14 protein-coding genes are annotated in these 12,139 nt (G+C 67.6%); 12 read left to right on the top strand and 2 right to left on the bottom strand.

The features are described from left to right. The first annotated feature begins 483 nt into the window (after window positions 1–483). The 12 genes from ACWDSI_RS16120 to ahcY all read left to right on the top strand — a co-directional run bounded on the left by ACWDSI_RS16120 (window position 484) and on the right by ahcY (window position 10,208). The gene (locus tag ACWDSI_RS16120; protein ID WP_449757161.1) at window positions 484–756 is read left to right on the top strand and encodes a hypothetical protein; all 273 of its coding nucleotides are present in this window, start codon (window positions 484–486) and stop codon (window positions 754–756) included. 8 nt (window positions 757–764) lie between these two features. Beyond that, on the top strand, window positions 765–1,091 hold the full coding sequence (locus tag ACWDSI_RS16125) for a YbaB/EbfC family DNA-binding protein (RefSeq protein ID WP_449757162.1): 327 nt from the start codon (window positions 765–767) through the stop codon (window positions 1,089–1,091). A gap of 64 nt (window positions 1,092–1,155) precedes the next feature. Further along, window positions 1,156–1,464: a type VII secretion target gene (locus ACWDSI_RS16130; protein WP_449757163.1), complete on the top strand. Its 309-nt coding sequence runs from the start codon at window positions 1,156–1,158 to the stop codon at window positions 1,462–1,464. Window positions 1,465–1,508: 44 nt separating this feature from the next. Then, a complete protein-coding gene (locus tag ACWDSI_RS16135; RefSeq protein WP_449757181.1) occupies window positions 1,509–2,816 on the top strand; it encodes a hypothetical protein in 1,308 nt (435 codons plus the stop codon). Between the two features lie 59 nt (window positions 2,817–2,875). After that, window positions 2,876–3,184 carry a PE family protein gene (locus ACWDSI_RS16140; protein ID WP_449757164.1) on the top strand — a complete coding sequence of 103 codons (309 nt, stop codon included), beginning with the start codon at window positions 2,876–2,878 and terminating at the stop codon, window positions 3,182–3,184. A 56-nt stretch (window positions 3,185–3,240) separates the two neighbouring features. Then, on the top strand, window positions 3,241–4,305 hold the full coding sequence (locus tag ACWDSI_RS16145) for a PPE domain-containing protein (protein ID WP_449757165.1): 1,065 nt from the start codon (window positions 3,241–3,243) through the stop codon (window positions 4,303–4,305). Beyond that, the gene (locus ACWDSI_RS16150) at window positions 4,302–5,108 is read left to right on the top strand and encodes an ESX secretion-associated protein EspG (protein ID WP_449757166.1); all 807 of its coding nucleotides are present in this window, start codon (window positions 4,302–4,304) and stop codon (window positions 5,106–5,108) included. Before ACWDSI_RS16145 ends, ACWDSI_RS16150 begins: the two co-directional genes overlap by 4 nt. A gap of 133 nt (window positions 5,109–5,241) precedes the next feature. After that, a complete protein-coding gene (locus tag ACWDSI_RS16155; RefSeq protein WP_449745405.1) occupies window positions 5,242–5,574 on the top strand; it encodes a WXG100 family type VII secretion target in 333 nt (110 codons plus the stop codon). 55 nt (window positions 5,575–5,629) lie between these two features. Beyond that, window positions 5,630–5,932 (top strand): WXG100 family type VII secretion target, encoded by a 303-nt coding sequence (locus tag ACWDSI_RS16160; protein WP_449745404.1) that lies wholly within the window; start codon window positions 5,630–5,632, stop codon window positions 5,930–5,932. Window positions 5,933–6,025: 93 nt separating this feature from the next. Beyond that, window positions 6,026–6,952, top strand: a complete 927-nt coding sequence (locus tag ACWDSI_RS16165) for a cation diffusion facilitator family transporter (protein WP_449745403.1) — start codon at window positions 6,026–6,028, stop codon at window positions 6,950–6,952. A 92-nt stretch (window positions 6,953–7,044) separates the two neighbouring features. After that, entirely contained in the window at window positions 7,045–8,568 is a 1,524-nt protein-coding gene (locus ACWDSI_RS16170) for an amino acid permease (RefSeq protein WP_449757167.1), read from the top strand. A 155-nt stretch (window positions 8,569–8,723) separates the two neighbouring features. Further along, the gene (ahcY, locus tag ACWDSI_RS16175; protein WP_449757168.1) at window positions 8,724–10,208 is read left to right on the top strand and encodes an adenosylhomocysteinase; all 1,485 of its coding nucleotides are present in this window, start codon (window positions 8,724–8,726) and stop codon (window positions 10,206–10,208) included. A gap of 98 nt (window positions 10,209–10,306) precedes the next feature. On the opposite strand, the gene ACWDSI_RS16180 is transcribed toward ahcY, so the two are convergent. Continuing rightward, window positions 10,307–10,960 carry a hypothetical protein gene (locus ACWDSI_RS16180; RefSeq protein ID WP_449757169.1) on the bottom strand — a complete coding sequence of 218 codons (654 nt, stop codon included), beginning with the start codon at window positions 10,958–10,960 and terminating at the stop codon, window positions 10,307–10,309. 354 nt (window positions 10,961–11,314) lie between these two features. Beyond that, entirely contained in the window at window positions 11,315–11,956 is a 642-nt protein-coding gene (locus ACWDSI_RS16185; RefSeq protein ID WP_449757170.1) for a dTMP kinase, read from the bottom strand. Window positions 11,957–12,139 lie beyond the last annotated feature (183 nt).

A 12,139-nucleotide genomic window follows, 5' to 3' on the forward strand; every position in this document is an offset into this window, starting at 1 on the left:
CGGTGTCGGTGCGCTGCGCCGTGGGCAGCTTACCGAAGAGTAGGTGCCACCCGGCGAGTCGGATTGATCACCGACCCCGACTTGTCGGCGAGCCAAATGAATGAGCGTGTAGATCTCGCCGCCGTGTGGCGAGTGTGGCAACATCCAACGTCACGTCATATCGGACACTTCGGTCGCGAGATTCGGCCGAGAACCCGGGCACGACCATGACGGATCCACGAGATGACCCGAAGTCGGATGGTGATGGAACCGGCCACCACGTCGGTGCGTCAGAGGGATGGAACTGCGTCAGAGGGATGAACAAAACGGGGGTGTCGATCTCGCATGACCGAACAGCACGACAGGGTCACAGAACAGCACGACAGGGTTACCGCGCACCACACCGCAGGTGCGGGCACGACCTCGGGAACCGATGAAGCCGCCGAGGCGCCGGCCGCGTTCCGTATGTCGTCGGCACGTTCCCGGTCGGGGACTCTCGCTGTGGTGACCACTCCACAGGGCCTGCCGACCACGGTCCGCATCGATCGCTCGGAGCTGAACAAGAGTCCACAGGTACTCGCCGACGAGATCCTGCGCCTGTGTCGCCGATCGGCGATGGTGGCCGGACTCCGATGGCGTGAAGAACTCGTCGCGGCGGGAGCACCGTCCGAGGTGATCGACACCCTCGGACTGCCGACGGCGGACGTGTTAGCGCACGCCGAACAGTCCGACGACGAGATCGAGGACGCGCCGTCGTCCTGGCTGAGACGGGTGTAGGGGTCGAGATGACTTGGGCCATGGACGAACTCGAAGCACGGGCGCGTGCTCAACTCGGTACTCTCGCGGACTTCGGGGATCGACTCGGATCACTATCGGTCCGGCAGACTTCCGACGACGACCTCATCACCGTGGAGGTCGACGGCACCGGCGCCCTGACCGGATTGTGGTTCGCCGACGGTGCCAACGAACTGGGGGCGAGTCGCCTCGGCGACCAGATCGTCGCAACGGCCGCACTCGCCGCCCAACGGGTTTTCGCGCGCAGGGCCGCACTCACCGAGGAATTCACCACCGCGTTCGGCGAACAACTGGGCATCGGCCCGACGGGCGAATGATGCACACGGAACCACGACGCGCATACGCGCGTCTCATCTCACAACCGACATCGAGGGGGCAGACATGGACGACGTGACAGTGAGTCCGGAAGTGCTGGAAGGTTTCGCGGCCACCAACGCCGCCATCGGCACCGCTGTGGCTGCGGCGGGCGGTATCAACGCTGCGGCCAACACCGCGGTCATGATTCCGGTATTCGGTCTCATCGGGCAGGAGTTCCTCGCCTCGTTCATCACCGCGCAGGCCAACCACCTCTTCTCCGTCGGCAGCCTGGCCGCGGTGCATGCGTCCACCGCGGCGGCCTCGCTGACGGGTCTGGCCGAATTCGACGGCACCGACGGCGCGAACGGCGCCGTCATCCGCTCGGCGCTGTGACCACACAGCACAGCGTCGGTCCTGCGGTCCCGGCGCTCACCGACATGTCGGTGCAGGAGATGATCGACGCCACCCCGCTCGGTCCCATCCTGGATCAGCCGGTCGGCGAGATACTCGCGGGACTGGGTCTGCCGCCACTGCCACAACTTCCGCCCCTGCCCCCACTGCCGGGACTGCCCCCGCTGCCGACGATCGATCTCGCGATGCTGTTCAAGCCGTTGACCGATCTGCTCGGCGGATTCGGCACCGGTGACCTGTCGACGGCGGGATTCGACCCGTCGATGGTCTTCGAGGGCCTGTCGAAGGTGCTCGAGACCTCGCTGTCGATGAGTCAGGGCGCACTCGAGGCGCTCGACAAACTCTGGACCGGGCAGGCCTCGGTCTCGGCGGCGGCCAAGACCACCGAGGCGGGTGCGAACAGTGCGGCGCTGTCGGGGCAGGGCAGCGGCATCTCGTTCAACATCCAGGCCGCGGCCGGCATCGTCGCCACCGGTCTGGCGACAGTGCAGGCGATCATCGCGGCGACCATCGGCAAGGTCCTCGTGATCGGGCCGGGTCTGCTCACCCCTGTCGGTCAGGGGGCCGCGGTGCTCTTTGCCAACGAGGGACTCGCGGAGGCGACCACCGCAGTCGCCGTGACCCGCGCGCAGCTCCTCGGACCCACCACGTCGATGACCGTCAACGGTGCACCGGTCGCGGTGACCAGCGCCCCCACGACCGCAACGGCCCCCACAACCCAGTCTCCGTTCGCGATGGCCAGCACCATCTTGCAGGCGGTCTCGCCGGTGTTGACCACGGCCGCCGAGTTGCCCTCGACGCTCTCGACGCCGGTGCAGAAGATGCTGACCCTGCAGGACAAGGAGATTCCCGATATCGAACCCGCCCGGATGGCGCATCCCGAACGGGTCGACGACCCCGATCACACCGGGCCGAGTCCCGGCGCCACCAGCCCGGCAAGCCTCGGCGGCGCACCGATGCCCGGCGGCATCGGTCCCATGGCAACGCCTCTCGGGCCGGCCCGCGCGTCGATGCCGGTGCCCGGAACCACCGAACCCGCCGGTTACGTTCCGGGGACGGCCACCAAAACGGCTGTCACCGCCGCGCCCGCGACGATGCCCGCCTCCATGGCGCCGATGGCGGGGGCGGCGGGCGCCGCGCGCGGGGCCGGTGCGGCCGACGAGCACCATGAGATCCCCGACTACCTGGTGACCGAGGACAACGGCCAGCAGGTGGTCGGTGAGGTCGGCGGTGTCGCACCTCCGGTTCTCGGTGACGACCAGCCCGCCGCGCCCGCACCCGCGCCCGACATCGAATTGCGCCTGGGCGTGCCCGCTCCCGACCTCACCACCTGACTTCTTCGGCGACTCATACCGTCCCCGTCTACTTCACCCCGATCCGGCAGGAGAATCCCATGGCCCACGAATCGCATCTCGACGTCGACCCCGCTCAGATATCCACGGCTGCAGGTGATCTCGACCGCCTCGCCGACCGGCTCGAACGTGTGCTCGCCGATGCCCGCGCGTCCCTGGACGTATCCGAGGCGGGACGCGACGAGGTGTCGCAGACCGCGGCCCGCACCTTCACCACCGTGGCCGCGGGATTCGCCGGTGACACCGCGACCGGCGTCCACGAGCTCCGCAAGATCGCCGCCACCCTGCGCGCGCAGGCCAAGGGAATCGACGACGCCGACACCGAGGCGGCCGCGAGCCTGCGCGCCTGACCGTCACCGCCCCACCACGTCCGCACCCACCCACCGCATCCGGGAAGGAGATCGACATGACCGGCTTCACCGGCATCGTATGGGACGCCCGTACCACCGAGCGTCTGGTCGCCGACCTCTCCGCGGGCGCTGGGCCGGCGCCGCTCGCCGAAGCGGGAATCTCCTGGGCCGCACTGGCAGCCGAGCTCGCGGACATCGGTGCGCAGTACGCCGCCGTGCTTGCGCGGCTGGGAGTCCACTGGCAATCCACTCACGCACCCACCGCGCTGGAACATCTTGCCGAGCTCGTCACCTGGTTCGCCGACACCGCCGCCGATGCGACGGCGAACGCGTCGCGCGCCGAGGCGCAGGCCGCCGCGAACACGGTCGCCCGGCTGGCCATGCCGAACTCGGCCGAGGTCGATCTCACCGAGCATCTGCGTGACCTGGCGGTGAGCGTCAGCGCGGTGGCCCCCGTGTTGACCGGGGCGGCTGCGCACGCCGAACGCGCACTCCACGATCAACGGATGCGAGCGGCACGCGTGATGGACACCTACGAGCACGCCACCGAGCCGGTGGCCGCGCCGTGGCACCCGGCGCGCCCGTCGCCACTGATCGTCTCGGATGCCGCGCTGCGTGCCGAGCAAGCCGCAGCCCGTTCCGCGGCCCAGCCGTCGGTAGCGCCCGCCGCCCCCACCCCCACACCGGCATCCGCCGCGCCGATACCCGGTCTGCCGTTCGCGGCGTTCTCGGCTCCGCCGGCGGCGAAGTCCGTTTACGCGCCCACCGTGCTGGCCTCGAGCGCCCGGCCGGCGCCCCTCATCCCCGGCCAACCCACACCGTCGGTGCCCGCGAGCGATCCCACCCTGCCGCCGCCGGTACATCCCGGCGCTGCGATGACCGAGCGGACGCCGGCCCGGCAACAGTCGGGGGCCGACGCGTCCGCGAGTGGGCACTGCGCCGACGGCACCTCCGACTCCTTGGCCGGAGCACCCGAGGCCGCACCGAGCACCTGGGCCGACGTGGTCACCACGCACAGTCCGGTGGTCCGGCACGGTCCGGAACTCGAGGAGGGTTCGGCCACACTGGATCCCGCCTACCTCGAGCAGACCCTTCGGCTCGGTGCGGGAGGTGCACGATGACGTCGACGACCACCCGGGGGGCGCGCCTGAACGTGGCGACGCTTCGCCACGCCGGGCGCCGAGCGGGGGTGACCACCTGGCCCGTGGTGCTCGACGTGACGCCCGGCGACACCGACGTCGAATCCGCTGATGGGTCTGCGGTTCTCGCCGAGCAGGAGCTCGCTCGACTCGGACTCGTCGACGTCGACGGGGAGCCTCCGCAGTGGCTGGCCACCGCACTGTGGGTGCTGGCCCGCCCCGATCGCGAACTGGAGATCCGGACGTTCACCGCCGCCGGCACGATGCGCGCGGTACTCGCCCGGCGCGGGCACCACCACGTGTTCGCCGAGCGCGAGGGCGACGCCGTGGCGCTGCGTCCCGTCGACGTCCCCGACACCGCGGAGATCGGCGCCATCGTTCGCCGACACTGCGCCACGACCACCGCCGCAACCACATTCACGACGCTCGCACAGCCCACTGCGGAACTCGCCGATCGTCTCGGACGGTGTCGGGGCGCCGACGACATCGCGAGTGTGCTGCACGCCCTCGGGATGTCTGCCGCCGACGCGGCATCGGTGGGGCGGGCGTTGTCGCATACGGTGCGCCGCACCGAGATCGTCGCGGTCTCGCGCGAGGGTGCAACGCTGTCGCAGGCGCCGGGTGCGGTGGGCATCTTCGACTCCGACCGGGGCTGTGTTGTCGCCAGCCCCAGCAGAGCTCCCGACGGCCGGGTGTGGACCACCTTGTCGCCGGGTACGGGTCATCGCATCGAGCAGGCCACCGGTCTGCTCGTCGGGACCCTGCCCGAAGGCTGGTGGCGATGACACCGGCCTCGGGGATCGTCGGCGCGGGCGGAACATCCGCCGGCGCCGGCAACGCACATGTCAGAGGTATCTGTGTCACGGATACCGCTCGGGGGGCATCGCACCGCGGTGCCGTTACACAGGAGGAGAACACATGAATCTGGATGGAAGCGGCGGCGGCGCCGTCGATATCGACGTCAGCAGCGCACTCGGCACTGCGCAGTCGGTGTCAGGTCTGGTCGACGAGATGCAGGAGACGATCAACCGCATCGGCCGGGCCTCGGCGAATGGTGTCGCGGACTGGGGCGGTAAGGCGTCCAGCGCCTTCGACACCACCCACACCGACTGGAACTCGTCGGCGATGACGTTGAACTCGGCGCTCAACGACATCCGCACACAGCTCACCAGTGGCTTCACCGGATACGAGGACCACGACGGCCAGGCCGCGTCGGGCTTCGACACCGGCGGACCGACGCTGCGCCTCTGACACCGCGCCGATCACTGCCGGACCCATCACACCCGCCCCACTCGAAAGGACGTCCATGACGAACCGCATCAAATACGATTTCGCCTCGCTCGGTGACCTGAGCTCAAGCCTGCAGGCCGAGTTCAGCCATCTCGAAGAGCTCGCCAACAAGCTCAAGCAGCAGGTCTCGTCGCTCGACGGCAGCTGGCACTCGCCGCTCGCCAAGTCGGCATATTCCGACGCGCAGCTCAACTGGGATCGCGTCTTCTCCCAGTCGCGCGAACAGTTGCTCGGCATCCACCACGGTGTCACGAACGCGTCGCGCACCATGTCCGACCTCGACGGTGCCATCGGTCGCGGATTCCGGGGCATGGCCTGACATCCCGCCACCACCTCACGGGCCGCTCCCGGGATACTCTCGCTGCGTTGCGGGTGAATCCCGGGAGCGGTGTTCAGGACGGAAGGGAAGCCGGTGTCCGCTGAAGGTTCCAAGAAGGCGATCATCGCCGCGCTGACGGCAAACGCCGGGATTGCGGTTGCGAAGTTCGTGGGTTTCGCCATCACCGGCTCGTCGTCGATGCTGGCCGAGGGTGTGCACTCGGTGGCCGACACCAGCAATCAGGGTCTGCTGTTGCTCGGCCAGAAACGTGCCGGGAAGGCCGCAGATCAGCTCCACCCCTTCGGCTACGGCCGGTCGCGCTACTTCTACTCCTTCATCGTGGCTCTGGTGATCTTCGCCCTCGGCTCGATGTTCGCGATCTACGAGGGCATCGAGAAGATCACCCACGCGCACGATCACGAACTCGAGTCGCCGCTGGTGGCGATCGTCATCCTGGTGGTGGCGATGTGTCTGGAGGGCTACAGCTTTGCCACCGCGTTCCGGGAATCGAGTCCGCTCAAGGGCCGGGCCACCTGGTGGCGTTTCATCCGCAATTCGCGCAATCCCGAGCTGCCGGTGGTGCTCCTGGAGGACTCGGGTGCCCTCATCGGCCTCGTGCTCGCACTGGCTGGAGTGGGGCTCACCATGGCCACCGGCGATGCGATCTGGGACGGCATCGGCACACTGTGCATCGGTGCGTTGCTGGGTGTCATCGCGATCGTGCTGATCGTGGAGATGAAGAGCCTGCTCATCGGGGAGGGTGCCACCGAGGACGAGGAGATCGCGCTGCGTGCCGCCCTGGCCGGCGACGGCGTCGACCGGGTCATCCACATGAAGACGCAGTATCTGGGCCCGGAGGAGATGCTGGTTGCGGCGAAGATCGCGGTGTCGCCCGGCACCGATGTGGCGAATGTGGCCCGCGCCATCGACGCCGCAGAGCAACGAGTCCGCGCGGCAGTGCCCCAGGCCAGGGTGATCTATCTCGAGCCCGACATCGATCGCGGTGACGGGTCGCGGTGATTACCGCGCGCACGGCGCACCCTTGTCGGTAGCGTGAGCCACACGAGCCGGACGGAGTCCACGCGCAAACGGCAGGCAGAGGAGAACCGCTGATGGCCAACGCATTCACCCGCACGAAGTCCGTCGAGCAATCGATGTCCGACACCGACGAGCCCGGGCACCAACTGCGCAAGGACCTCACCTGGCGTGACCTGATCGTGTTCGGTGTCTCGGTGGTGATCGGTGCCGGTATCTTCACCATCACCGTCTCGACCGCCGGAGACAAAGCGGGACCGGCGATTTCGCTGTCGTTCGTGATGGCTGCCATCGCCTGCGCGCTCGCCGCCCTCTGCTACGCCGAGTTCGCCTCCACCGTGCCCGTCGCCGGTTCGGCCTACACGTTCGGCTACGCGACCTTCGGCGAATTCCTCGCCTGGATTCTCGGCTGGGATCTCATCCTGGAGTTCGCGGTGGGCGCCGCGGTGGTGTCGAAAGGCTGGTCGAGCTACCTCGGCAGCGTGTTCGGGTTCTCCGGTGGCACCGTGAGTCTGGGTTCGTTCACCATCGACTGGGGCGCCATCCTGATCGTCGCGACAGTCACCACGCTGCTGGTGCTGGGCACCAAACTGTCGTCGCGGGTGAGCGCGATCATCACCGCGATCAAGGTCTCCGTGGTGTTGCTCGTCATCGTCGTCGGCTTCTTCTACGTCAAGACCGCCAACTTCAGCCCCTTCGTGCCGCCCGCCCAACACGCTGCGGGAGAAGGCAGGTCGGTCGATTCCACCTTGTTCTCGCTCATCACCGGTGGCGGCGACAGTTCCTACGGGTGGTACGGAGTGCTGGCCGCCGCGTCGATCGTGTTCTTCGCCTTCATCGGTTTCGACGTCGTCGCGACCACCGCCGAGGAGACCCGCGATCCCAAGAAGGACGTTCCGAGGGGCATTCTCGGATCACTGGCCATCGTCACCGTGCTGTACGTGCTCGTGACGATCGTGGTGACCGGCATGGCCAACTACAAGCAACTCGCCAGCGAGGGCGGCGACACCAAGAACCTGGCCGACGTCTTCGCGCTCAACGGTGTCACCTGGGCGGAGAAGATCATTGCGATCGGTGCGCTGGCCGGACTCACCACCGTGGTCATGGTGTTGATGCTCGGGCAGTCGCGCGTGCTGTTCGCCATGTGCCGCGACGGTCTGCTGCCGCGGCCGATGGCCAAGACCAGCCCGAGATTCGGCACACCGGTGAGGCTGACCGTCCTCATCGGTGTGGTGGTTGCGCTGGTCGCCGGGTTCTTCCCGATCAACAAACTCGAAGAGATGGTCAACGTCGGCACCCTGTTCGCCTTCGTCGTGGTCTCCGGCGGGGTGATCGTGCTGCGGCGCACCCGGCCCGACCTGTCGCGCGGATTCACCGTGCCCGGTGGCTCGGTGATCCCGGTTCTCGCGATTCTCGCGTGCCTGTGGTTGATGCTCAACCTGTCGGCGCTCACCTGGATTCGCTTCGTGGTCTGGATGATCATCGGCGTGGCGATCTACCTTCTCTACGGTATGCGGCACTCGATGGTGGGTCGGCGAGAGCGCGGCGAGGTGGACGATTCGGCGCAGGCCGCGACCGAGGGTTCCGCAGCCGACCGGTAGTGCAGATCGCCGCCATCGCATGCCCACCGGGCGGTCATGCCCGGCGTTCGGTGTCACATCAGGTCCGATAGCCTGGCACAAAGCATCACGCACGCCACCGGCACACCGGGCGGACTCGAACCTCCCGGGTGATCACTTCGCGACAAGGGGACCTGATGACGACGGTGCACGACGCACTGACCGCGGACAGCAAGAACGGGATCGACTACAAGGTGGCCGACCTCTCGCTCGCCGACTTCGGCCGCAAGGAGATCGAACTCGCCGAGAACGAGATGCCCGGACTGATGTCGCTGCGACGCGAATATGCCGACGTGGCGCCGCTCAAGGGCGCACGGATCTCCGGATCGCTGCACATGACGGTGCAGACAGCCGTCCTCATCGAGACGCTGGTGTCCCTCGGCGCCGAGGTTCGCTGGGCGTCGTGCAACATCTTCTCCACCCAGGACCATGCGGCCGCCGCGGTGGTGGTGGGCCCGCACGGCACTCCGGACGAGCCCAAGGGTGTGCCGGTGTTCGCCTGGAAGGGTGAAACACTCGAGGAGTACTGGTGGGCCGCCGAGCAGATGCTCACCTGGCCCGACTCCGATGCCGGCAGCCGCCCGGCGAACATGATCCTCGACGACGGCGGCGACGCCACCATGCTGGTGCTGCGTGGCGCCCAGTTCGAGAAGGCCGGCGTGGTACCGCCCGCCGAGGACGACGACTCGGCGGAGTACAAGATCTTCCTGGAACTCCTGCGTGACGGTTTCGAGAAGGACAAGACCAAGTGGACGACCATCGCCGAGTCGGTGCAGGGAGTCACCGAGGAGACCACGACCGGTGTGCTGCGGCTCTACCAGTTCGCCGCCGCGGGTGAGCTCACGTTCCCGGCGATCAACGTCAACGACTCGGTCACCAAGAGCAAGTTCGACAACAAGTACGGCACCCGGCACTCGCTGATCGACGGCATCAATCGCGGCACCGACGTGCTGATCGGCGGCAAGAAGGTGTTGATCTGCGGCTACGGGGACGTCGGCAAGGGTTGTGCGGAATCGCTCGCCGGGCAGGGTGCCCGCGTCCAGGTGACCGAGATCGATCCGATCAATGCCCTGCAGGCACTCATGGACGGATTCGACGTGGTGACCGTCGAGGAGGCGATCGGTAACGCCGACATCGTGATCACCTCGACCGGTAACAAGGACATCATCCTGCTCGAGCACATGCGTGCGATGAAGAACCAGGCGATCCTGGGCAACATCGGTCACTTCGACAACGAGATCGACATGGCCGGCCTCGAGGGATCGGGCGCCAAGCGCATCACCGTCAAGCCGCAGGTCGATCAGTGGATCTTTGATGACGGTCGTTCGATCATCGTGCTCAGCGAGGGACGGCTGCTCAACCTCGGCAATGCCACCGGCCACCCGTCGTTCGTGATGAGCAACAGCTTCTCCAATCAGGTCATCGCCCAGATCGAGCTGTGGACCAAGAACGACGAGTACGACAACGAGGTCTACCGCCTGCCCAAGCACCTTGACGAGAAGGTCGCGCGAATCCACGTCGAGGCTCTCGGCGGAACGCTCACCAAGCTCACCAAGGAGCAGGCCGAGTACATCAATGTCGACGTCGAGGGCCCGTACAAGCCGGAGCACTACCGCTACTGAGTCACCGACCGTTGACCGACGAGGTCGCCCCGGCGCTGCCGTGGGCGACCTCGTCGTCAATGGCCGTCAGGTACCGATTTCAGGTACCCATGGCGGTGTCAGGTGCCGATGTCCGGTTCGGTGCCCGGGCAGACGTACCAGACGGAGCCTTCCTTGGCGAAGGTCTCCTCGCTTTGCTTGGACTGTGACCGCTGCTGCCCGAGTTCGACGTGGGTCAGCACCTGGGAGGTAGCGGTGGTGCCGTCGACGGAGACGTTCAACAGGCCTTCGAGAACCACGTTGCCCGGATTGCTGGGCGCTTTGCTCACCTGCGACCGGACCTGGCTGCACACAGCCTGTTTGATCCGCGTGACGTCACGGGTATTCAGCGCGTCGATGAACTTCTGCATGGCGTCGCGAATCCCGATCAGCTCTGCCGGATCGTCCGGCAAGGACTCCTCCGCGCCGGAGCCATCGGACCCGGAGCCATCCGGTGTGGACTCGGGTTGCGATGTGGGCGTTGATGATTCGGCCGACGTGGAGGAGTTGGCCGCGGTTGTGGCGTCCGGCGAGCCGGAGTTTCCGCCGACCGCCAGCACAACCACCAGCGCACCGAGTGCCAGGACTGCGACCACACCGGTGACCACCGCGGCGATGAGTCCCTTGTTGCGGCGCGGCGGTTGCGGCGGCGGTGAGAAACCACCCCCGTACGCCTGCGCTCCGAAAGGGGGCCCACCATTCGGCGGCCACCCGCCCGGTGGTGGGCCGGGCATCGGGGGCATTCCCGTAGGGGGCATTCCCGTAGGGGGCATTCCCGTCGGGCGCGCGCCGTACCCCGGTGGTGCCGCAGGTCCTTGCGTTTGCGGCGGAACCGCTCCCGGGGGCGTGGATGGTCCGGGCGGAGGGCCGGGACGTGGGCCGGGAACCGGGCCTGGCGGGCCCCACGGCGGGACGGCGCCGCGGTCAGGCGGCGGCGGGTAGGTCATGTCGCTCCTCGGCGGACGATGGATGTATCCAGGCTAACGAACAGGGACTCCGGCATGACCCAACGGTCATTCCGACGGGCGACGTGTCCATGACGTGATCGATGTCCGATCAGCGTCGCCGGTTGTCAGGTCGTCAGGTCGTCACCCGATCATCAGACGCCGCGCGAGGTCTTCCGGTTCCGGCGAGGTATTGCCGATCTCGATCCACGGACTCACCCAACCGGCCGCCGCGAGTTCTCGATACGCGTCGTGCACCCGGAGCTGAAGTGCGGTATCGGTTTCGTACGCGTCGCGGGTGCGGCCGGGATCAGCCGATTCGCGCTTCCGTGCCCGGTTCATCGCCACGTCGGGGGAGACGCCCAGCAGGATGTGGTGGTCGGGGGTGGGCAGGCGGAAGCGGCCGAACTCCAGGTCGCTCACCCAGCGCACCACCTCCCCGTCGGCGTGCTGATGTAGCCGCGCCGCGCTGTAGGCGGCGTTGGAGGCGACATAGCGATCGAGGATCACCACGTCGGAGTCGTAGCAGGCGGCCCGGATCTCCTCGTTCGCATCGAATCGGTCGAGCGCGAACAACAGAGCCATGCCGTAGACGCTGTTGCGCATATCGCCGTGTTCGCCGTGCAGGGCCTGTGCTGCGATGTCGGCGGTCAGCGAGCGGTCGTAGCGGGGGAAGGTGAACGTCGACACGCTCACCTCCTCCCGTCGGAGGTGATCCACCAATCCGGTGACCAGTGTGTTCTTGCCGGCCCCGTCGAGTCCCTCGACCGCTATCAGTACTCCCACGCCCGAGATCGTAAGCTGCGCTCGTCGATTCTCACTCGGCGCCCGGCTGGAGTATGGCGCCGGCTCGCCTCGCTCCGAGCCTCCTCGCTGCGCTCGTCGATTCTCACTCGGCGCCCGGCTGGAGTATGGCGCCGGCTCGCCTCGCTCCGAGCCTCCTCGCTGCGCTCGTCGATTCTCACTCCG

This window comes from Gordonia sp. NPDC003429 (assembly GCF_053588575.1).

What these genes read in the sequence shown, in the direction of transcription:
- ACWDSI_RS16125 (WP_449757162.1), top strand. Translation starts at nt 765, where the DNA reads ATGACTTGGGCCATGGACGAACTCGAAGCACGGGCGCGTGCTCAACTC.
- ACWDSI_RS16130 (WP_449757163.1), top strand. Translation starts at nt 1,156, where the DNA reads ATGGACGACGTGACAGTGAGTCCGGAAGTGCTGGAAGGTTTCGCGGCC.
- ACWDSI_RS16135 (WP_449757181.1), top strand. Translation starts at nt 1,509, where the DNA reads ATGTCGGTGCAGGAGATGATCGACGCCACCCCGCTCGGTCCCATCCTG.
- ACWDSI_RS16140 (WP_449757164.1), top strand. Translation starts at nt 2,876, where the DNA reads ATGGCCCACGAATCGCATCTCGACGTCGACCCCGCTCAGATATCCACG.
- ACWDSI_RS16145 (WP_449757165.1), top strand. Translation starts at nt 3,241, where the DNA reads ATGACCGGCTTCACCGGCATCGTATGGGACGCCCGTACCACCGAGCGT.
- ACWDSI_RS16150 (WP_449757166.1), top strand. Translation starts at nt 4,302, where the DNA reads ATGACGTCGACGACCACCCGGGGGGCGCGCCTGAACGTGGCGACGCTT.
- ACWDSI_RS16155 (WP_449745405.1), top strand. Translation starts at nt 5,242, where the DNA reads ATGAATCTGGATGGAAGCGGCGGCGGCGCCGTCGATATCGACGTCAGC.
- ACWDSI_RS16160 (WP_449745404.1), top strand. Translation starts at nt 5,630, where the DNA reads ATGACGAACCGCATCAAATACGATTTCGCCTCGCTCGGTGACCTGAGC.
- ACWDSI_RS16170 (WP_449757167.1), top strand. Translation starts at nt 7,045, where the DNA reads ATGGCCAACGCATTCACCCGCACGAAGTCCGTCGAGCAATCGATGTCC.
- ahcY (WP_449757168.1), top strand. Translation starts at nt 8,724, where the DNA reads ATGACGACGGTGCACGACGCACTGACCGCGGACAGCAAGAACGGGATC.
- ACWDSI_RS16180 (WP_449757169.1), bottom strand. Translation starts at nt 10,960, where the DNA reads ATGCCCGGCCCACCACCGGGCGGGTGGCCGCCGAATGGTGGGCCCCCT.